The following is a 20,522-nucleotide window of genomic DNA, read 5'->3' on the forward strand; positions in this document are numbered from 1 at the left end:
CTCATCGCCCGCTACGGCGACAGCGACGCCCTCCCGCTGCAGGAACCGGTTGCGCTGGCCATGCTCAACAAGGCGGTCGCGTTAGGTCAGACTGGCGATTCTGCTGCAGAGATCGAGGTCTACGACGCGCTCATCGCCCGCTACGGCGACAGCGACGCCCTCCCGCTGCAGAAACCGGTCGTGCGGGCGAAGGTCTCTCTAGCCAATCGCTTGATCGACACTGGCGTCGAGGGGGGGCGCACTGAAGCGCTCTTGAAAAGTGTGACGGAGAGCCACAAAGCCTTGGCTTACGGGAACTTGTTTTGGCTGTATGTTGCATCGAGAGAGCTTTCCAAGGCGAGAGAGACATTGCCCCATCTCAAAGACATGCCGACCGAGGGGCGTGCGTTGATGGATGCAGCGTTCGCCGTTCAGGCAGGAAATTTTGGAGACGCCACGGAGCATCTGAACAAGGCCTTGCAAGGAGGCTTGGTGCAAGAGGGCTGGAATTTCGCCGATGACTTGGAACGTTTGCTGCGTCTCTCCATCACGGCTGGACTTGGCGAGCGTTTGGTCGACTGGTTCGAAGAGACTCGTCTGGCTAATCGTTATGCCCCGATCCATGCCGCGCTGAAGGCTGCCGTTAATGGGGAGGCAACATTGCTCGACGTGAATCCGGAAACCCGTCACGCCGCAGGCCTCATCCTGCCACGCTTGCTCCCTGCTTCAAAGTCTCGGAAAGGCAAGTGACACCACTTTGACTTGGGCCACTTTTCTGTAGAATTTTTGGCTCACTTTGGTGGAGATATGGACGGGAATTTTGAACAGCTCGGGTAGGCAAAGCAAGCCGAACTGCGGGGGCGCTTCGGGCTGGGAGCGGCCATAGGCTGCGCCGGACTTGAATGACGGCTGCGGGCCGTTCGTGACGTGAGATGCGACGGCTCAACGCGGATAGCATGGGTGCGCCGTCTACCATTAGTGAAAAACAGTTTCGCATAACGCCACGGGTCCAGCAGGCTGCTGGTCGCAGGAAGATCAGGAAGGGCTTGGCCCGGACGGATCTGACGAGAAGGGGTCTTGGGGGTATCCCCTGAGCGAACGTCATGTTGTGGGGAGGGCTTGCCCGGACCGCAACATGGCTAGTGAGTAGCGTAGCGGCAATCATCACGGGTTTGTGATCCAAAACACAAAGAAAACTTCCGAAACCTGTGCCGGAATTTTCAGGGCTATCCTGCATTCTTGAGGAAAGCAGATAACCTGAGGTTCACTATGTCCGTGCATTCCAAATTTGACAATCCCCAACTTGTCACCATCCCCAAGCCGCCGATCGTCCTTCGATTTAACGGGCTGCATCCCGATAACCTTGGCCGCTTTGATATGCATGATCATCGAAAAGGCGGTGATCTCTCTCATGTTGATCTGGATGCGTCGGGGCTGAATGAGGTTCTTCATTGCGAGCCAAATTGGCAAGCGACGATCAAGGCAGAAGTTGCCGAAGCAAAGCGCAACAACTTTTGTGAACGCATGGAGGGTTTGCGCAAGAGGGGTCGTAAAGCTGAGCGTAAAGCTTTGATTGCTGATGGTGAAAGTGATCCTTGGCGGAGGTGTTCAGGCGACGGTCCTTTGCGCGAGGGGATTTTAACGGTCAACAAAGAGTGGTTCGGTGGGACAGGGCAAGCCGAATGGGATGCGGAGAAGGTCGCCGCGTTCAAGCAAACAGCAATGGATTTTCTGCTCGAACATTTACCCAATGGTCAGTTGCGTTATGCCTCTGCACATCATGACGATGAGGCATATCATATTCATTTCGTAGGTGCTGTTTGGGCAGAAAAGGTCACCGCAAATCGTGGACGGCAGTTGTTGTTGCAGGCCTCGATGAATCCGCTTTTGAAGAATTACGAACGCGCGCAGGATTTGGCTGGAGAAGCCTTTGCGCCTCTCGGCATTGCCCGCGGTGAACGGCGTGCTGAGGCACGGCGGGTTGCGAAAGAGGCTGGAGAAGACGTGCCGAAAAAGCGCCGCCATATCCCGCCTTCAGAGTGGCGGGCTAATCAGCAGGCTGCGGGTCATGAGAAATCTAACGAGATTATGGAGGCTGCACAGAGCAAAGCCAAAGAGATGGTCGAAGATGGGCGGACCGTCGGCAAGGCCGGGATCCGGAAATCGCGCAAACGCGCGGTCAAAGAGGCGCGTCAAAGAAAAGAGGCGGCGACGCGGGAGGTGGTGAAGGCAGAGCGCCGCCGTGAGGAAGAGGAACGTGCAGCGGATGCCGCGCGCAAAGAGAGGGCTGATGCCGAGGCTGCGCTCGTCACCATAGAAGAAAAGTCAGCAATGAGTGTTCAGGCAGCGGAAGAGGCAGAGAAAACACTTCAACAGGTGAAGACAGATACAGATGTTGAGGTTGGGAAATTGCAGGCGGCAAAGGCGGATTTGGAAGAGGCAAAGGCGGGGCAGGGTGATGCGCTGGAGGAGATCAAGGAGGTCTCCAATCACAAGGATCAAATTGCTGATGAGGTGACAGAGCAGAGCCAAGAGCTTGATCGGCTGAAGTCGTTGGCACAAAAGGAAAGTGAAGATTTGAGCCTGATTTCAAAACAGGTTCAGTCGCTTAAGGTGGCGCGGCAAGATGAGGACAAGGCGCTGAGTGAAGGCAAAAACAAGCGGGCAATCGTTGAGACTGAACTGGCTGATGTTGAATCAAAAATTGTGACCGCCAAGGCGGAGCTTTCACGGACAGAGGCCTTGGTTGACGCGCTTGTGGAGGGCATTGATATGCTTGGCTGCGCCGTATTGCGGTGGATATCAGCCTCAAAGCCAAGCGAAGAAAAGCTGACTTGGGGGCCAAATGCACCAAGGGCCAAGGAGGAACGCAAGCGGATTGCGACCCGCATGAAGCCTGTGATTGCGAAACTGGTCCCGATTGCGCAATCAATCAGCCGTGCAGTTGAAGGCGTTTTGACCAAGGAACGCGAAGATATTGCAGCGGATGCAGCCTACGTTCTTGATCTGAGCGAGAATTTGGAGGCGGATCAGCGGGCCGAGTTGACCCGCATCCTGAATGCCAATTCAGAAACCGATCCGACCTTTGAGGACCCAAGTTCCTGATCAAATCACGCGCGGTAAACGTTCAATCGCCGCTTGCAAGACAGCGGGTGGCGTGGATTTGCTATAGACGCGCTCATGTGTGTCTTTGCCTTCATGGCCGACAACATCTCGCAGCACCTTGTCGATCACCTCGGGCACATGTTCCAGTATGCTTTGAACGTAGTGGCGCAGGCTGTGAAAGGACAACCCCGCGCCCTCGACGCCAAAATCGTCGTCGATGATCTGACGCATACGGCGGCCCAGTTTGCGGCCATGCTTACCTGTTGCGGGCTCTCTCAAGTCGGGAAATAGGTCGATTTGACCTTTGGCGCGGGCCTTTGCAACAAAGTCCAGAAAACCCAACTCGATCAAACGACTGTGGATCGGCACGACACGCTTTGAGGAGATATTCATAATCCGCCGCAGCTCGGAATCTTCGATGTTAAAGCAAGGGATGCCATCGCGTTCGACAATGTCGGTCGGGGCCAGCCCTGCGATTTCTTCCCGGCGTGCGCCTGTGAAAGCGCCAATTAAAGGCGACCAATAGATGCCGTTGCGGAAGATTTCTGAACCGTGTTCGGTTTGATGATGTTCTGACTTCGAGCCAACCCAAACCGGCGTTTTGAACAGACGGCGCAGCTCTGCCTCAGAGAACGCTTGCTTTTTATCGCAGTCGCGCACCGTGTCTTTGCGACGCAGTTTGCTTGGCTTGAGGTTCGGATTGACGGAAATGCCCTCATCAGAGGCCCACTCAACAATCTGCCCCAGATGCTCAAGGTGACGATTGATCGTACCGACAGACAATCCGACCTTTTCCGGTGGCAGTTTCTCCGCGCGGGCCATGATCTCTTCACGGGTGGCATTGCGGTCAGCAGGGCTTTTGCCCCAGCTTTTTGGCAGCTTGTAAAGTGCAGCGCGGAACGCTGTTGCATCTGTCTGCCGGATCAAGCGCACATCGCTGATGCCCGTCAGCGTGGAGAAGAGGCCAACAAAGCTCTCATATTGGCGCAGGGTCTTTTCCTCGATGCCTTCGCTGCGCTTCATCTCGTTCATGCGGGACACAACGGCCATCATGTCGGGGTCGAGAGTGTCAGTGTCTACCTCGGGGGCAGGGGCAAGCTGCAGGGGAGCAGCAGGCGGCTCTGTCTCTGATGCGAGCAAGTGAGAGGCCTCGTCCCAAAGGTCATCTGCCGCCGTGTCGATATCTGCCAAGGCATCTTTGTGCCGGTTCCACGCTGCGGATTTCCCAGCGATCAGCAGGGATATCAGCTTCGCACGATCAAACGCCGAGAGCCGCGGGTGCCCCGTTAACGCCTTAAAATCGCGCTGAATGATGTTCTGGCGCGCTTCGCTTGACAGGTCATCGCGGATGATGTCCAGATTCAAAGATACCAATGGCTGATCAGACGTCGCGCCGTGCAGGCCGTCCGCATTCACCTGTGCCCAAGCGTCAGCTGTCGCTTGATCGTGGCGCAGATCATCGGCGGAATCACTGGAATCAAAACGGTGCAGCAGTTTCAGCTTCTCGATCTTTGCCCGCTCTTTGGTGATGACACTGGCAAGCCAGCGCCGCGCCATCTCAGGCGTGATCTGTTGGTGGGTGAGTTGTTCCATAACGATATCGCTTTCCGCACTGATCCTGCGGGACAATATATGTGCGCAGCGCAGGTCTGTCGTCCCCAGCGAGAGCTTGATATCGACGATTCCTGTGGAAAACCGGCGAAAACGACGCCGCCATTGATAGATATAGCCGCGTTTTGAGAGATGAGGTTGGTTGAACATTCGTGTCAGGTCCTGTTGGGACGGATACGAAGAGGTCATGTCTTGTGGGGGTAGGGTGATGTAACACCCTGATGCCACACCCGCGAAGCCACGCTGTGACTTCGCTAGGTATTTCAACAACTTAAGTTGTAAATGGCTCCGGCGGTAGGGATCGAACCTACGGCCAATTGATTAACAGTCAACTGCTCTACCGCTGAGCTACGCCGGAATATGTGGGGTGTATAGCTATGAGAAATGGAGGCTGCAAGAGGGATTTATGACAAAATCCTACTTTTTTTAAACTTTGTTCTCTGCCAGTGAAAAAACAGCTGATTCATGCAGGTTTGGCGTGGCTTCAATCTTTGATTGTTCTTTGAGATCAATAAGATGTGCCAGCGTATTGCGTGCTGCGGCTTTCAACGTAAAGGACTCAAGGTTTCCATAGACCGCTTTGGTTAAAGTTTTCAGGTCCATGGATTTATATTCGAGTGCTTGCAGGATTTGCTGCTCTCGTTTGGCGCGATGAACGAGCAAAGCGTTGATACGGGCATGTCCTGATTCAACAGGCGCGCCATGTCCTGCGAAGAGCGGCGTATCTGGACGCATCAGCAGTTTGTGGCAACTGTCGCGAAAGGCTGCGGCATCCCCATCGGGTGGGGAAATGAGAGAACTGGACCACCCCATAATCAGATCTCCACTGAACAGGCAGTTATTCCACGCAAAGCACAAATGATTGCCCATATGACCCGGAGTGTGCAGCGCAGTGATTGGACCCGCAGGAGTCTCTATCTGTTGACCATCTTTGAGCAATACGTCCGGTTCAAATGTCATATCCACTCCTTCACCGCCGCCCATTTGTGTGGTGGCGGCAAGCTGGGTCATCACTTCGGACCGCCCCGATCGGGCATCACCAAAAGCCAAGACCTTTGCGCCTGTCGCCTGTGCCAAATCTTGCGCGCCGCCACTGTGGTCTTTATGGGCATGGGTCACCAAGATATGAGAGATCACTGTGCCATGGGGCAGGGCGTTTAACATCGCCTGTTGGTGCTGAGAATCCTTTGGCCCCGGATCAATAAGCACGCGCGCCGCGCCAGTGCCCAAAATATAACTGTTGGTGCCCCAATAGGTCATCGGCGATGGATTGGGCGCGATCACCCGTATCAGGCCAGTCGTGAGCATACTCACTGTTTCGGGGCGTTCCATTTCGCGTTTCCTCTATGCAAGCATGATCTGCGCAGCTACCAATAGCTTATGTTATTCGCATGGTTAAAAAAATACATGCCACGTGGTCTTTATGGCCGTGCTGTGCTTATCTTGCTGGTGCCAATCATTGTTTTGCAGCTTGTGGTTTTGGTCGCCTTTTCGCAACGTTATTTTAGCGATGTCACCGATCAATTGATGCGCGGCGTACGTGCGGATGTTTCGTTCTATGTCGATGCGTTGCAAAATGTTCCCGGCCAAGAGCTGCCAGAAGTTATGCATGACTTGGATGAGCGTCTTGGATTTTTGACGCGTGCAATTGATGACGAGACATCCGTAGTTGATCAGCGGGCATGGTATGATTTTTCAGGTATTTTGATTTCCAGAATCCTGTATGAGCGTGTGCAAGGAATAGAAGGTGTAGATCTAAAGTCAAACACGCGTCGCGTTATCATTGGGGTGCGCCTCAACGATCAACACATTGAAATCCAAGTGCCACGTGAGCGGGCCTCTGCCAAAAATCCGCATCAATTGATACTTGTGACTCTTGTAACCAGTGTCATCATGGCGATTGTCGCTGCAACGTTTTTGCGCAATCAGTTGCGTCCTATCCGCAGGTTAGCGCGTGCGGCTGAGGCTTTCGGACGAGGACGCAATGAGCCCTATAAATTAGCAGGTGCATTAGAAGTGCGTGCGGCAGGTGCCGCCTTTGTCGATATGCGCGCAAGGATTGAACGACATATCGAGCAGCGTACCTTGATCCTGTCTGGCGTATCACATGATCTGCGCACGCCCCTGACCCGTATGCGGCTTAGCCTATCGCTTTTGGACACAGATCCCCATCAGGCAGAAGACATTGACGCGTTGCATGAGGATTTGTCCGAAATGGAGCGGCTTTTGGATGAATTCTTAGCCTTTACTCGTGCGGACGCTTTGGATGAGCCTCAAAAGGTCGATCCTGTGTCGATTTTGATGGGCGCTTTTGAGCGGTCCAAACGGGCGGGGGGCGCGATCACCTGTGATCCAAGTGAGCTTGGGAAATATGTGATTTCTGCGCGCCCTGATGCTTTGGCCCGCGCTTTGGATAACCTGATTTCAAATGCTTTGAGATACGGAACCTCTGCTCATGTGTCCTTGACCATTCATGAGCGATCTGTGGTGTTTTGTGTCGAAGACGATGGTCCGGGCATCGAAGAGGCGGATCGTGGAAAAGTCTTGCAACCTTTTGTGCGCTTGGACGCGGCACGCAATCAAAACCGTGGGTCTGGCGTTGGGCTTGGCTTGGCCATCGCAACAGATATAGCGCGCAAACATGGCGGTAGCCTGCGGCTTGGTCACAGTGCTGAACTTGGCGGCTTGAAAGCTGAAATTGTCATTGCACGCGCGTCGCAGTCTTGAGCCAATCCAGACTGACGTCGATCATATGCCTATCGATCAAAAAAGCGGCCGAGGTTGCCCCTAACAAATCTAAACCCGGAGCGCCTCACATTACATGACGTCGAAATATCACGTTTTATAATTGAACTGTCGAACTGATGTGACGGTCCTTACTGCAGGTCGGGATCAACGCATTCTGCAACATCCCAAACGGGCTTTTAAATCGAGAGGTTTGGGTCAGTCGTGATCAATTGTTCGCATAGATTCAGGTCTGTGTTTCCCATCACACCACAAAGATGTGGCGTAGATTTATCGCCGCCGACGTCTGCCTGTGCCGCGACCACCTTCGCCGCCGCCCGCATTGAACGATACCTCTGGTAAAGATACCAAAGCGCGCAGACCCGTAAATGGCGCAGTCGCATGAGGGATGGCATTGGCCTCGACAAAGTGTTCTTGGAACCGCGGCTCGATTGCGGTTTCGACTTTGGTGATTTGATGCACCAAGGCCTCGACTTCGCGCCGTGCGGCGACGTTCAACAGAGCGATTTGCGCGCCTGTGCCTGCGGCGTTGCCAGCAGAGACGACTTGATCAAGCGCACAATCGGGGATCATGCCCAACACCATCGCGTGCTTGGGGGAAATATGCGCCCCAAAAGCGCCGGCCAGCACAACACGATCAACTGTGTCCGTGCCAAATTCATCCATAAGCAGGCGCGCACCAGCGTAAAGCGCTGATTTTGCAAGTTGAATGGCGCGGATATCGCCTTGCGTGACCTCAATCACCGGCCCTCCATCGGCAGAGCCATCCATCAGCAAATAGGCGTGGGTGCGCCCTGTTGGACGACAGCGCTCAGTGCCGGTTTGCGCCGCAGACCCGATCAGACCACCCGCATCCACCAGCCCAGCCATGCGCATTTCTGCGACGGCCTCGATAATGCCCGACCCACAAATACCCGTGACACCTGTGGTGGCGGTTTGCACGGCGAATTCAGGATCAGTGGACCACAGATCACAGCCAATAACTTTGAAGCGCGGTTCTTTGGTGGTGGGATCAATCTCGACACGTTCAATCGCACCGGGTGCGGCCCGTTGACCGCTGGAAATTTGCGCGCCTTCAAAGGCGGGGCCTGTGGGCGATGAACAAGCCAAGACGCGGGTTTTATTGCCTAAAATGATCTCGGCATTGGTGCCGACATCGACGATCAATGTCATCGGATCAACGTTTTGTGGGGCCTCTGACAAGGCCACAGCGGCCGCATCAGCCCCGACATGCCCCGCGATCAGCGGCAAAATATAGATCTGTGATTGGGGGGCGAAATTCAGACCTATGTCACTGGCTGACAGATCCATAGCAGACGAGGTCGCCAGCGCAAAAGGCGCTTGGCCCAGTGGGATCGGATCAAGCCCCAAAAGCAGGTGATGCATCACAGGGTTCATCACAAATACGGTCTCGTAGATATCGGTGACGGCCAAGCCGGCTTCGGTGGTCAGGTCTTGCGCCAGCGTGTTCATCGCATCACGCACGGCAATGGTCATATCGGTAGACCCACCCTCGTTCATCATTGTATAAGACACGCGCGACATCAGGTCTTCGCCAAAGCGGATTTGCGGGTTCATCACACCGCCAGAGGCTTTCACTTCTCCGGTCACCAGATTGGTCAAATGCGCCGCAATCGTGGTGGACCCCAGATCAACCGCGAGGCCATAAAGATTGGGTTCTGCAAATTCAGGCCAAATGCCAACAACTTTCGCAGCCCCAGCGCGGGCAGTATGAACGGCCAAAGTGACGGCGTTTTTACCGTCGATCAGCGCTTTTTGCAAAGGGGCTAGCAGGGCAAAGGGCAGGGAGATTTCGTCCAGATCAAACTGGGTTTTCAAAGCCAATTCAGTGCGTTCCCAATCGCCCGAGGGATCATGCATATCGGCCTGTGCCACTTCGACATAGTAAAGCCGCGTCGCAGGGTCCATTTCGATATGACGCGTGGTGGCCGCTTTGCGCACCACTTGTTTGTGCACTTGGCTTTCAGGCGGCACATCCAAAACGACATCGCCAGTCACGCAGGCCTGACAGCCCAAACGACGACCCGTTTTGAGGCCTCGCACACGATCATAGCGTTCTTCGACGGCGTTGAATTCGGTCAGCGCATCTTCGCCTGCGGTGATACCATGTTTGGAGTGGTCACCAAACGAGGGCTGCACCTGACATTTCGAACAGACGCCACGTCCGCCACACACAGAATCCAAATCCACGCCAAGCTGACGCGCTGCCGCCAAGACGGATGTGCCACTTGGCACGCGGCCACGTTTTCCGGATGGGGTGAAAATCACCAACGGGTCTTGGGCAGGGCTTGTGTCTTGGGACGCGTCGCTCATTTGGGTCTCTTTTCGGAGGTTATTTAAAATCAGTCGGGTCGAGGTCGCGCCACTCGCCATTTTTCAGGCCCGCAATGGTCCAGGGGCCGATGGCAACACGGATCAGACGCAGGGTCGGAAAGCCAACATGGGCGGTCATGCGGCGCACTTGGCGGTTTTTGCCTTCTGAAATCGTCAATTCAAGCCAACTGTCTGGCACAGATTTTCGGTAGCGCACAGGCGGGGTGCGCTCCCATAGCATCTTTGGTTCCGCCACCCGCCGCGCTTTGGCGGGACGGGTCAAACCGTCTTTCAACTCAACTCCGCGGCGCAGATGATCGATGGCCTCATCCGAGATTTCGCCCTCGACTTGTGCCAAATAGGTTTTGGCCATTTTGTTTTTCGGGTTCGAAATTTTCGCCTGAAGCTGTCCGTCATCAGTGAGCAGCAAAAGCCCTTCAGAGTCGCGATCAAGCCGCCCTGCGGGATAAACCGCGGGCACTTTGACGAAATCAGATAGGGTGGCGCGCTTGGTGCCCTCGGTGCCTTTGTCGGTGAACTGCGAGAGCACATCGAAAGGTTTGTTCAGTGCGATCAAGCGCGCCATATCAATATCCTTTTAGGTCAATTAACGGCGACGTCGTCCGCCACCGCGACGTCCACCGCCAGAGCCGCCACCCGTTGCGGCGTCTTTGGCGGCATCAGCAAAGGACGCACCGGCTGCCACAGCATCCATGATGCGGCTAAAGCCGATCCATTGACTGCCATCAGGGTCGTGGTTCATCAACAAATTGGCCGCGCGGATGGCTTCCATTTCTTGCAAACGCACAGGGTTCATGATCGCAGATGTCATGCCTGCGCCGATGGCCATTGGCAAAAACGCTGCGTTGATACCGTGACGTTGTGGCAAGCCAAAGGACACATTGGACGCGCCACAAGTGGTGTTGACGCCTAATTCTTCGCGCAAGCGGCGTACCAAAGTGAAAACTTGCTGACCAGCCGTGCGCATCGCGCCGATGGGCATCACCAGTGGATCAACCACAATGTCATGGGCCGGAATGCCAAAGTCAGCGGCACGCTCGACAATCTTTTTGGCCACAGCAAAACGCACATCGGGGTCTTCGGAAATGCCAGTGTCGTCGTTTGAAATCGCCACAACTGGCACGTTGTATTTTTTCACCAAAGGCAAAACCAGCTCAAGGCGTTCTTCTTCACCGGTGACAGAGTTCAAAAGCGGACGGCCTTCTGAGGCCTCAAGCCCCGCTTCCAAAGCCGCCGGCACTGAGCTGTCGATGCACAAAGGCACATCCACAACCGCCTGAACCCGCGCAATCAATTCGCGCATCAAGGGCGGCTCAACAAAGTTGTTGTCCGCATAACGGGGATCTTCGGCCATTTTGTTGGAAAACACAGCGCCTGAGTTGATGTCCAAAATGTTCGCGCCACACAAAACCTGTTCCAGCGCGTCACGTTCCACAGTGGAAAAATCGCCAACCTCTAATTCAGCGGCCAGTTTTTTGCGCCCCGTTGGGTTGATACGTTCACCGATCACGCAAAACGGCTCGTCAAAGCCGATCACGACGGTTTTTGTTTTGCTCTCAATCACAGTGCGGGTCATGTGGGTCGTCCTTTTAGGGGGCTGCTGGCCTCAGGTCTGGGCCAAATCTATTTACAGGCGATTACGCAGTTGGCGCAACGCCGTCATTGTCTATGAGGGTTTTCAGCGCCTCTTTGTCAAAGATTGTATCAAGCTCGGCGGCTTTGGCATCCGCAGCGGCTTGCAGATCGCCCTCGACGGTTCCGCCAGATACATCTCGCCATTCGGCCATATATGCATCGCCATCCGTGGCACCGATACGCATGGCAACACGGTCTATGGCTTGTTCGAACCGTTCAGGCAAAACTGCGCGGGCGGCTTTGCGGCCACGGCCCACACGGACCTGTGCGGGGATGTCGCGCCAATAGATAATTGTAAGCTCAGACATAGGGGGCCTCAAACATAGGATTACGTTGGCGCCAAGGCTTAAAGAAAAGGGCGGGGTTGCGCCAGACCTGTGAAGGCTTGTCTGGCTGGAAAAATTCTCAAGAAGGTTATGAGTGAAAGCGGGGTCAATCAGAGCAGATCACGAAAAAGGTGAAGACTTGAACGGTTTACTAGGCTTGCAGCGCGCCCGATTTTGCGCGTAAGATCAAATCAACTCAGAATGGAGGGCGTGTGATATGACGCCCAAGCGTCCCAATGGTGCGGGCGTGTTCCCCAAAGCGGTCGAGCCTCTCGCACCTGCAATAGTCGACCCGGCGCAGCTCTATGCCGCGCTGGATCTTGGCACAAATTCGTGCCGCATGTTGATTGCCCAACCCAAAGGCAGTCAGTTTCATGTGGTGGACAGTTTTTCGAAATCTGTCCAGCTTGGCGCTGGATTGGAACAGACAGGGCGTTTGTCACGGTCTTCCATTTCACGCACCTTGCAAGCCTTGAAGGTCTGCAAGAAAAAGCTTGAAAAACATGACGTTAAGCGGATGCGCCTTGTGGCCACAGAAGCCTGCCGTCGTGCTCGAAATTCTCGCGACTTTTTGCGCGCTGTGCGCCGCGAAGTTGGGATAGATCTGGAAATTATCAAACCTGAAGAAGAAGCGCGCCTTGCGGTGATTTCATGCGCGCCTTTGGTGTCGACCAAGACGGATCAACTTTTGGTCGTGGATATTGGTGGCGGCTCGACCGAATTGGTTTGGATTGATCTCTCCTCTGTGCCGCGTATCGAGCGCCCGCGCGCGATCATGCGTTTACACCGTGGATTTCAGAATGCGGACAGCCCTTTCCCACACGCCAAGGTCGTCGATTGGATTTCTGTGCCATTGGGCGTGGCGACGCTGAAAGATCAGTTCCGTGATGTCGAAGACGATTCCGCGCGTTTCGCGTTGATGTCATGGCTGTTTGAGGAAAAACTGGCCAATTTTGCGCCCTATGCCAATGACGCCTGCCGCGAGGGATTTCAGATCATCGGGACTTCTGGGACGGTCACCACCGTTGCTGCCTCACATTTAGGCTTGCGGCGTTATGATCGCAATAAGGTCGATGGCCTGCGTATGACGTCAGAACAGATCGATCGCGTGATCCGTGATTATCTTGATCTTGGACCAGAAGGGCGCCGCCGTGACCCGCGTATTGGGCGAGATCGGCAAGAGTTGATCATGTCAGGCTCTGCTATCTTGCAGGCGCTGTTGCGGATTTGGCCGACAGATCGTTTGTCTGTCGCGGATCGTGGGCTGCGCGAAGGATTGCTTTATGCGCAAATGAGCATGGATGGCGTTTTGGAAGAAACAGTTCCATAGTCTGATTTTCTCTGAATGTATCACATAAAAAACGCCCCGTAAGTGGAGCGTTTTAAAGTAAAATATAGAAATAATCCTATGGAATGATGCGCGTGTATTTGGTGCCTTCCACTGTGGCACCTGCAATCAGTCCGGCTTGACCGAAGACCACAGCAATCACAGGAGACAGCGAGGTCGTTGTCTCTGCCGACAGGTTTTCACCACGATTGTTCAGCGCATATTCGATGTCTGCTCCCGCAGCCCAACCCGGTGATCCGCGGAAGGTTTGCAAGGCATCATTGGTCATGAAAAACAGCACATGCGCATATTGCTGAGCGCCGATTTGCAGGCCGATTGAGGCTTGTGTGGATGAATAATAATCAACTGTCACGTCATTGACGCGCAAAACACCGCGCCCGTAAGACCCACCAAGGCCAAAGCCCGCTTCAGTGACCAGCGGCATCACCAGCATGCCAACAGATTTATCACGCAAATCACTGGTATTGGGGTAGGTGCTGTAAAGATATTGCAAGGACGCATCTGCACGCGCGTCAATACGGGGCCCGCCATTCCCACTCAGCCCATTGTTACAAGCGGTTAGAAGGCTTGTTGCGCCTAAGCCGATCATAAATGTGCGGCGGTTGGCCTTTGATGGTGTTGATGTATCTGTCTGCGCCAATGGTTTGATCATGGAGCTGCCCTTTATAATTTTAATGTCTTGGAGACACCATATCCTCATGAATAAGGCTCTTTGGCCTCTTTGCTTGTAGATTACAGTGACTACACGTGCCTTGTCATCGCCCAATCGTCATTTGGGTGATATTCGGCAGATATTCCCCTGTTTTCAGAGCGGTTTGCCCTAAGATAAGAGTCTATTTCGCCAAAAGGCGCGCTACGTCAGGGGCAAAATAGGTCAAAATCCCATTACAGCCCGCACGTTTAAAGCACATCAGGCTTTCCAGCATGGTTTTTTCGCGATCAATCCAACCGTTTTGCGCGGCGGCAGCGATCATCGCGTATTCGCCTGACACTTGATAGGCGAAGGTTGGTACCCCGAAGCGATCCTTGACCGAACGGCAGATGTCTAGATAGGGCAACCCTGGTTTGACCATGACCATGTCAGCGCCTTCCATCAAATCGCGCTCGATCAAACGCAGGGCCTCATCTGAATTGGCAGGGTCCATTTGATAGGTCTTTTTGTCGCCTTTAAGCGCACCAGAGGCTCCAACAGCATCGCGAAACGGTCCGTAAAAGGCCGAGGCATATTTGGCCGAATAGGACATGATGGTCACATTGCTGTGACCTGCCACTTCTAACGCGCGGCGAATGGCGCCAATGCGTCCGTCCATCATATCAGACGGGCCGATGATATCTGCGCCAGCATCCGCCTGTGCCACGGCCATTTTCACCAAAGCTTCGACCGTCATGTCATTGACGATCTCGCCATCCACCACGTAACCATCGTGGCCGTTGATGTTGTAAGGATCAAGCGCCACATCTGTCATGATCGCCAGTTCTGGCACCGCCGCTTTGATTGCACGAATGGCGCGGTTCACCAAATTGTCAGGGGCCCAAGCGCCACTGCAATCTTCGGTCTTAAGATCTTGCTCTATATAGGGAAAAAGACAAATGGCCGGGATGCCCAAAGCGTAGGCCTCAGTCGCAGCCTTGACCAATAAATCCACTGATAGCCGATCAACACCCGGCATCGATACAATCGGTGTGCGTGCATTGTCACCCTCTTGTACGAAAACCGGCCAAATCAAATCATGCACTTCAAGGGCATTTTCACGCACCAAGCCACGCAAGGATTCCATTTTGCGGGTGCGGCGCAGACGTGTCAAAGGGTAGGGAGCAAGAGTGCGGGGCATAGGCTGTCCTTCGGCGCTGGTCACAGATATATCTAATTCCATGGGGTGACATGGATTTTACCTCTCATCAAGGGTAGGAATCGCCGCAACCGCAGCATAAAGTCGCCCAAGCTGCCATAAATACGCTTAACGATCAGAAAGAATTACCACTTTGAACCTCTATCAAACCATTTTTGAAGTGATCGATATGCGGTCCTTTTCGAACCTGTGGTACTGGATCGCTTTGGCGGTTCTATGGTCCACCGCCTCTCATTACGTGTTGGGAGTACCTTTCGACCTTGCGCAACGCGCTGCGAAAGACGGTGATGAGAAAATGCAGGACATAGAAGTTTTGGTGCGTATCAACGTGGGGCGCATTTTGAATATCGCCGAAGTCTCGGGTTTATTTATCGTCGGTTTTGCCACTGCATCTTTAACCATATTATTTGCCTTAGGGCTTTTCTACGACGTTGAGTTTGCACAGGCGATTTTTTTGATGGCCTTGCCCATGAGCCTCGTCGGACTGATGAGCATCAACACCGCTCGGAAAATCAGAGCTGAGCAGCCCATGGGTAAAGCGCTATTTTCAGTTCTGCGACGCCATAGGTTTTTTACACAACTGATTGGTATGGTTTCTATTTTCATCACGGCGATGTGGGGTATGTACCAAAATCTCGTGACAGGCCCTTTGGGCGGATAACACGCGGAAAGCACTCATGAGCAACAGCACCCATATTCAAGTTGGCGGCGCGCCTGAAGGTTTTGACGCCTATCTTCTGGCCCGTGAAGTTGCCAAATCTGATGGCCCGGTCATCCATATCGCGCGCGATGACAAACGTCTTGCGGCGATGCGCATGGCCTTGCGGTTTTTCGCACCTGATATGCCGGTTCTGGATTTTCCTGCTTGGGATTGCTTGCCATTTGATCGCATGTCTCCCAATTCTGACATCTCGGCGCATCGGATGGCAACCTTGGCCGCTCTTGCGCATGGTGCCGCCCCCAAACGATTTATATTGCTGACAACTTTGGCGGCCGCAACCCAGCGGGTACCGGCGCGCGCCACCTTGGCAGAAGCGGCGTTTACAGCGCGTGTTGGCGAACGGATCAACGAGGCCAATCTGCGGGCGTTTTTGGTGCGTATGGGCTTTACGCAAGCGCCGACGGTGGTGGAGCCAGGCGATTATGCAATCCGTGGCGGTATCATCGATGTGTTTGCGCCGGGGCAAGATTTGCCAGTCCGGCTCGATTTCTTTGGTGACGAACTTGACGGTTTACGCCGGTTTGATCCAAGCAATCAGCGCACAACGACAAGTCTGAAAGAAATCACCTTTACGCCTGTATCTGAAGTGATTTTGGATGAAGCCTCGATCACACGCTTTCGTCAGAATTACCGTATTGAATTTGGCGCCGCTGGATCGGATGATCCTGTGTATGAAGCGGTTTCTGCCGGCAAAAAACATGCAGGGCTAGAGCATTGGTTGCCATACTTTCACGCGCAGCTTGAGACCCTATTGGATTACGTGCCCAACGCGACAATTTCTCTTGATGATCAATCGACTGCCGCACGTCTTTCACGTTGGGAAGGCATTCAGGATCAGTATGAAAACCGTGCAGAAGCGCTGAAAGCCAAAGGCCGTATGGACAGTGTGTACAAACCCTGTCCGCCTGAACTTTTGTATCTCAATGATGCTGCTTGGGAGGCCGAGATACAAGGCCGCCGCGTGCTCTCTTTCCATGCATTGCCGCAACCAACCGGATTGGGAGTCATAGATGCTGGCGGCTTTATCGGGCGAAGTTTTTCGCCCGAAAGGCAGCTTGATAATGTGAACCTTTTCGATAGCTTAGCGCAGCATATTAATGTGAAACGCAAAGAGGGGCAGGTGATAATTGCGTCTTGGTCAGAGGGCGCGCGAGATCGCATCTCGACGCTTTTGCAGGATCAAGATCTCAACGGTGCCGTTGAAATTGGCGATTGGCGCGATGTGCCTGAGGGAGTCGGTGGTGTCTATTTGGCCATTTGGCCATTGGACGAAGGGTTCGAGGCCAAAGTCGACGCAGGGCGCATCACGGTTATTTCCGAGCAAGACGTGCTTGGTGATCGCCTTATCCGCCGTCCAAATCGTAAAAAGCGTGCTGAAAATTTTCTGACAGAGCATTCAAGCATGTCTGTTGGCGATTTGATCGTTCATGTTGAACATGGCGTTGGGATTTATAAAGGGCTTGAAGTTGTCTCGGCACTTGGGGCTGCGCATGAATGTTTGTTGCTAGAATATGCAGGCGGGGACCGTCTGTATCTTCCCGTTGAAAATATTGAACTTTTAAGCCGTTATGGCCATGACGAAGGCATGTTGGATCGTCTTGGTGGCGGGGCTTGGCAGGCCAAGAAATCACGCATGAAAGAGCGCATCCGCGAAGTTGCCGAAAAGCTCATTCGTATTGCTGCCGAACGCCATCTGCGCAAAGCGCCGATCATGTTACCGCCTGATGAAATGTGGGAAGCCTTTTGTGCGCGTTTCCCCTATACTGAGACAGAAGATCAGCTGCGCGCCATTGAAGATGTGCTTGATGATTTCGAAGCGGGGCGCCCCATGGATCGCCTGATTTGTGGCGATGTGGGCTTTGGCAAAACCGAAGTTGCGATGCGCGCGGCCTTTATTGCGGCGATGTGCGGCGTTCAGGTGGCTATGATTGCGCCGACGACATTGCTAGCGCGCCAGCATTATAGGTCCTTTGCCGAACGGTTCCGTGGTTTTCCGATCAACGTACGCCCCATGTCGCGCTTTGTATCGGCAAAAGACATGGCACAGACGCGGGCGGGCATTGCCTCGGGTGAGGTTGATATCGTTGTTGGCACCCATGCGATTTTGGCCAAGAATGTGAAATTCCACAATATTGGTTTGACGATTGTCGACGAAGAGCAACGCTTTGGTGTCACGCATAAAGAACGCCTCAAATCATTGAAAACAAACATTCATGTTTTGACTCTGTCTGCGACGCCGATCCCGCGCACTTTGCAAATGTCGCTCACTGGTGTACGCGATTTGTCGATCATTGGCACGCCGCCAGTCGATCGTTTGTCGATCCGCACTTATGTGTCTGAATTTGACACGGTGACGCTGCGCGAAGCCTTGCTGCGTGAACATTATCGCGGGGGGCAGTCGTTCTTTGTGGTGCCGCGCATCAAAGATATCCCCGAAATTGAGGAGTTTTTGCGTCGCGAAGTGCCAGAAGTCAGCTTTGTTATTGGCCATGGCCAATTGGCGGCGGGCGAGCTCGATGATCGGATGAATGCCTTTTACGATGGCAAATATGATGTGCTGTTGGCGACGACCATTGTGGAAAGTGGCATTGATATTCCGACCGCCAACACGATGATTATTCACCGCGCCGACATGTTTGGCTTGGCGCAGCTCTATCAAATTCGTGGTCGTGTTGGTCGTGCGAAAACCCGCGCCTATGCCTATTTGACCACCAAACCTCGCGCGCCTTTGACGGCTACGGCGGAAAAACGTCTGCGGGTTTTGGGCAGTTTGGATACATTGGGCGCTGGATTTACTCTGGCCTCTCAAGATCTTGATATCCGCGGCGCGGGCAATTTGGTCGGCGAAGAGCAGTCTGGCCAAGTGAAAGAGGTCGGGTTTGAGCTGTATCAAAACCTGCTGGAAGAGGCGATTGCCAAGATCAAATCGGGTGACGAGGCGGTTGATTTTGATGATGACGGCCAATGGGCACCGCAGATCAATTTGGGCGTGCCAGTCTTGATCCCCGATACTTATGTGCCAGATTTGGATGTGCGTCTCGGATTGTACCGCAGGCTTTCTGGTTTGCGTACCAAGGTTGAACTGGAAGGTTTCGCCGCAGAATTGATCGATAGATTTGGTAAATTACCCAAAGAGGTCAACACTTTGCTGGTGATTGTTCGGATCAAAGAAAAATGCCGCGACGCTGGCATAGCCCGTCTTGACGGGGGGCCAAAGGGCGTGACCATTCAGTTCCACAACGACAAATACGCAAGTCCTGTTGGTCTGGTGAGCTTTATTCAGGCGCAAAAAGGTCTGGCTAAGGTCAAGGACAACAAGATTATTGTGCGTCGTGACTGGAAACGTGACAGCGATAAGATCAAGGGCGCTTATTCAATTGCACAAGATTTGGCAAAATATGCCAAAGAGGCGTCCAAATAGTCAGTCCAAAGTTTGTGGATAAAATTTTGACGGGTGTTGATGTTTTATCAAGCGGTCAACCCGCCAAGACCCAACATCGGTGACCCATGTTTTGTGCCTTGGCGAGAAAAAGTCACATTCACTGAACTGTGGAGTCGCCGACTTGCTCCATCAATTCGTCAATAACATTCAGCCAGAGTTCGCTGTTTTGTGCGCCAGACACGGCATGCTGTTGCGCCACGACAAACAATGGCACGCCGGTGATGCCACGTTCACGCCCGTGGATATCGCGTGATTTGATCATGTCGACGTCTTCTTGCGTGTTCAGCAATCGGGTCACGACAGAGGCATCCATGCCAATGGAATCCGCAATATCCGCGAGCGTTTCCGTATCGCCAATGTCGCGGCCATCGACAAAATATGCCTCGAACAGGGCGTCGACCATCAGCGTTTGCTTCGCCTCAAGGCCGGCCCAGTGAATCAAGCGGTGCGCGTTCAATGTGTTCGGCGTCTTCTGGATTTTGCCTAAATCTGCGGCGGGCAATTCGGCTGCCAATGTTTCGACGATGGGGCGATAGGCGGATGTCGCGCCAGCTGTGCCACCAAACTTGCCTTCAAGATATGCACGGCGATCCATGCCATCTTGGGGCATGTCGGGGTTCAATTGAAACGGGTGCCATTCCACAACAAAGGGATGGTCTGGACGTTGTTCTAAGGCGGCCTCAAGGCGGGCTTTGCCGATGTAGCACCACGGACAAATGGGGTCTGAAAAGATGTCGAGTTTGATCATGTGCGGGTGTCCTGTGCGGCTAATTTTGCTTCGATTGTCGTTGCTCATAGCTAACGCATTTCAACAAAAATGAAAGCCGAATCCATAAAAGGAAAATATTCCTCCACCTCACGATTTGGCTCGGATCAGATGTTCTCATTGACCTATATCTAGATATTCAAGGAGTTTGCAACTTTGCAAACTTGCCCATATTCCCCTTATGTACTGTTATTGTTCTAATTTTGATGGTGCAAAAAACTCCAAATACCGCTGAAAATGTTACAGTGCGCCACGCGTGACGCACCGCCCGTATTGTGGTTAACTCATTGCAATCAAAGAGTTCATCAAGGTTACGATCATGGCATTTTATTCTGACCGCTCATTTTCTTCCTTCCAAGGTCGCGCTCACGGGCGTTCTAGTTCGCCCATTCTATCGCCACGCTTTCGTTTGCCGGTTGTGACGCTGGTCTTGGGTGCTATTGCGTCTCTGGTGATCGCAGCAGGGGCGTTGGATTGGATGCCGACCGGATCGTCTTTGTCTAACGAGCTGAGCAGTATTGAATATCTTACAGGCACGACCGCCCCCAAAGAGTAGTCGTCGCGCTTCACAGAATAGGGCCAAGCAAGATACCCCCATCGAGCAGTGTTTCCCCAAGACGACTGGCGTTTGGTCCCAAG

The 20,522-nt window shown here is 53.6% G+C and carries 16 protein-coding genes and 1 tRNA gene; 7 read left to right on the plus strand and 10 right to left on the minus strand.

Translation table 11 applies throughout. The features are described 5' to 3' along the window. A partial coding sequence (locus KO497_RS04530; RefSeq protein ID WP_215942783.1) for a hypothetical protein occupies nucleotides 1–729 on the plus strand: 729 nt, incomplete at its 5' end. A gap of 519 nt (nucleotides 730–1,248) precedes the next feature. Next, the gene (locus tag KO497_RS04535; protein ID WP_215942784.1) at nucleotides 1,249–3,084 is read left to right on the plus strand and encodes a hypothetical protein; all 1,836 of its coding nucleotides are present in this window, start codon (nucleotides 1,249–1,251) and stop codon (nucleotides 3,082–3,084) included. Here the strand turns inward: KO497_RS04535 and KO497_RS04540 are convergent, their stop codons facing one another. The 3 genes from KO497_RS04540 to KO497_RS04550 form a co-directional block, all read right to left on the minus strand. Continuing rightward, nucleotides 3,085–4,845 (minus strand): site-specific integrase, encoded by a 1,761-nt coding sequence (locus tag KO497_RS04540; RefSeq protein ID WP_215942785.1) that lies wholly within the window; start codon nucleotides 4,843–4,845, stop codon nucleotides 3,085–3,087. It lies immediately after the preceding gene. 133 nt (nucleotides 4,846–4,978) lie between these two features. Beyond that, a tRNA-Asn gene (locus KO497_RS04545) sits at nucleotides 4,979–5,053 on the minus strand. Between the two features lie 68 nt (nucleotides 5,054–5,121). Further along, nucleotides 5,122–6,027 carry an MBL fold metallo-hydrolase gene (locus KO497_RS04550; protein WP_215942786.1) on the minus strand — a complete coding sequence of 302 codons (906 nt, stop codon included), beginning with the start codon at nucleotides 6,025–6,027 and terminating at the stop codon, nucleotides 5,122–5,124. Between the two features lie 75 nt (nucleotides 6,028–6,102). Between KO497_RS04550 and KO497_RS04555 the strand changes: the two genes are divergently transcribed. Beyond that, nucleotides 6,103–7,422: an ATP-binding protein gene (locus KO497_RS04555; RefSeq protein WP_252729521.1), complete on the plus strand. Its 1,320-nt coding sequence runs from the start codon at nucleotides 6,103–6,105 to the stop codon at nucleotides 7,420–7,422. Nucleotides 7,423–7,710: 288 nt separating this feature from the next. Here KO497_RS04555 and KO497_RS04560 read toward each other — a convergent pair whose 3' ends face one another. The 4 genes from KO497_RS04560 to KO497_RS04575 all read right to left on the minus strand — a co-directional run bounded on the left by KO497_RS04560 (nucleotide 7,711) and on the right by KO497_RS04575 (nucleotide 11,738). Beyond that, a complete protein-coding gene (locus KO497_RS04560) occupies nucleotides 7,711–9,774 on the minus strand; it encodes an ASKHA domain-containing protein (protein WP_215942788.1) in 2,064 nt (687 codons plus the stop codon). 19 nt (nucleotides 9,775–9,793) lie between these two features. After that, the gene (locus KO497_RS04565) at nucleotides 9,794–10,360 is read right to left on the minus strand and encodes a pseudouridine synthase (protein WP_215942789.1); all 567 of its coding nucleotides are present in this window, start codon (nucleotides 10,358–10,360) and stop codon (nucleotides 9,794–9,796) included. Between the two features lie 21 nt (nucleotides 10,361–10,381). Next, on the minus strand, nucleotides 10,382–11,371 hold the full coding sequence (locus KO497_RS04570; RefSeq protein ID WP_215942790.1) for a methyltetrahydrofolate cobalamin methyltransferase: 990 nt from the start codon (nucleotides 11,369–11,371) through the stop codon (nucleotides 10,382–10,384). A gap of 61 nt (nucleotides 11,372–11,432) precedes the next feature. Beyond that, nucleotides 11,433–11,738 carry a virulence factor gene (locus KO497_RS04575; protein WP_215942791.1) on the minus strand — a complete coding sequence of 102 codons (306 nt, stop codon included), beginning with the start codon at nucleotides 11,736–11,738 and terminating at the stop codon, nucleotides 11,433–11,435. 235 nt (nucleotides 11,739–11,973) lie between these two features. Here KO497_RS04575 and KO497_RS04580 point away from each other — a divergent pair, with 235 nt between their 5' ends. Continuing rightward, entirely contained in the window at nucleotides 11,974–13,086 is a 1,113-nt protein-coding gene (locus KO497_RS04580) for a Ppx/GppA phosphatase family protein (RefSeq protein WP_215942792.1), read from the plus strand. A 76-nt stretch (nucleotides 13,087–13,162) separates the two neighbouring features. On the opposite strand, the gene KO497_RS04585 is transcribed toward KO497_RS04580, so the two are convergent. Beyond that, a complete protein-coding gene (locus KO497_RS04585; protein WP_215942793.1) occupies nucleotides 13,163–13,756 on the minus strand; it encodes a YSC84-related protein in 594 nt (197 codons plus the stop codon). A 181-nt stretch (nucleotides 13,757–13,937) separates the two neighbouring features. Then, a complete protein-coding gene (hemB, locus tag KO497_RS04590) occupies nucleotides 13,938–14,936 on the minus strand; it encodes a porphobilinogen synthase (RefSeq protein ID WP_215942794.1) in 999 nt (332 codons plus the stop codon). 151 nt (nucleotides 14,937–15,087) lie between these two features. On the opposite strand from hemB, the gene KO497_RS04595 reads away from it, so the two are divergent. Continuing rightward, the gene (locus tag KO497_RS04595) at nucleotides 15,088–15,615 is read left to right on the plus strand and encodes a component of SufBCD complex (RefSeq protein WP_215942795.1); all 528 of its coding nucleotides are present in this window, start codon (nucleotides 15,088–15,090) and stop codon (nucleotides 15,613–15,615) included. 16 nt (nucleotides 15,616–15,631) lie between these two features. Then, nucleotides 15,632–19,096, plus strand: coding sequence for a transcription-repair coupling factor (mfd, locus tag KO497_RS04600; RefSeq protein WP_215942796.1), 3,465 nt, complete (start codon nucleotides 15,632–15,634; stop codon nucleotides 19,094–19,096). Nucleotides 19,097–19,214: 118 nt separating this feature from the next. On the opposite strand, the gene KO497_RS04605 is transcribed toward mfd, so the two are convergent. Next, nucleotides 19,215–19,865, minus strand: coding sequence for a DsbA family oxidoreductase (locus KO497_RS04605; RefSeq protein WP_215942797.1), 651 nt, complete (start codon nucleotides 19,863–19,865; stop codon nucleotides 19,215–19,217). Between the two features lie 337 nt (nucleotides 19,866–20,202). Here KO497_RS04605 and KO497_RS04610 point away from each other — a divergent pair, with 337 nt between their 5' ends. After that, entirely contained in the window at nucleotides 20,203–20,439 is a 237-nt protein-coding gene (locus KO497_RS04610) for a hypothetical protein (RefSeq protein ID WP_215942798.1), read from the plus strand. The last annotated feature ends 83 nt before the right edge of the window (nucleotides 20,440–20,522 follow it).

Source organism: Pacificibacter marinus, assembly GCF_018860665.1.
Lineage (GTDB): Bacteria > Pseudomonadota > Alphaproteobacteria > Rhodobacterales > Rhodobacteraceae > Celeribacter > Celeribacter marinus_A.

What these genes read in the sequence shown, in the direction of transcription:
- KO497_RS04535 (WP_215942784.1), top strand. Translation starts at nt 1,249, where the DNA reads ATGTCCGTGCATTCCAAATTTGACAATCCCCAACTTGTCACCATCCCC.
- KO497_RS04540 (WP_215942785.1), bottom strand. Translation starts at nt 4,845, where the DNA reads ATGTTCAACCAACCTCATCTCTCAAAACGCGGCTATATCTATCAATGG.
- KO497_RS04550 (WP_215942786.1), bottom strand. Translation starts at nt 6,027, where the DNA reads ATGGAACGCCCCGAAACAGTGAGTATGCTCACGACTGGCCTGATACGG.
- KO497_RS04555 (WP_252729521.1), top strand. Translation starts at nt 6,103, where the DNA reads ATGCCACGTGGTCTTTATGGCCGTGCTGTGCTTATCTTGCTGGTGCCA.
- KO497_RS04560 (WP_215942788.1), bottom strand. Translation starts at nt 9,774, where the DNA reads ATGAGCGACGCGTCCCAAGACACAAGCCCTGCCCAAGACCCGTTGGTG.
- KO497_RS04565 (WP_215942789.1), bottom strand. Translation starts at nt 10,360, where the DNA reads ATGGCGCGCTTGATCGCACTGAACAAACCTTTCGATGTGCTCTCGCAG.
- KO497_RS04570 (WP_215942790.1), bottom strand. Translation starts at nt 11,371, where the DNA reads ATGACCCGCACTGTGATTGAGAGCAAAACAAAAACCGTCGTGATCGGC.
- KO497_RS04575 (WP_215942791.1), bottom strand. Translation starts at nt 11,738, where the DNA reads ATGTCTGAGCTTACAATTATCTATTGGCGCGACATCCCCGCACAGGTC.
- KO497_RS04580 (WP_215942792.1), top strand. Translation starts at nt 11,974, where the DNA reads ATGACGCCCAAGCGTCCCAATGGTGCGGGCGTGTTCCCCAAAGCGGTC.
- KO497_RS04585 (WP_215942793.1), bottom strand. Translation starts at nt 13,756, where the DNA reads ATGATCAAACCATTGGCGCAGACAGATACATCAACACCATCAAAGGCC.
- hemB (WP_215942794.1), bottom strand. Translation starts at nt 14,936, where the DNA reads ATGCCCCGCACTCTTGCTCCCTACCCTTTGACACGTCTGCGCCGCACC.
- mfd (WP_215942796.1), top strand. Translation starts at nt 15,632, where the DNA reads ATGAGCAACAGCACCCATATTCAAGTTGGCGGCGCGCCTGAAGGTTTT.
- KO497_RS04605 (WP_215942797.1), bottom strand. Translation starts at nt 19,865, where the DNA reads ATGATCAAACTCGACATCTTTTCAGACCCCATTTGTCCGTGGTGCTAC.
- KO497_RS04610 (WP_215942798.1), top strand. Translation starts at nt 20,203, where the DNA reads ATGGCATTTTATTCTGACCGCTCATTTTCTTCCTTCCAAGGTCGCGCT.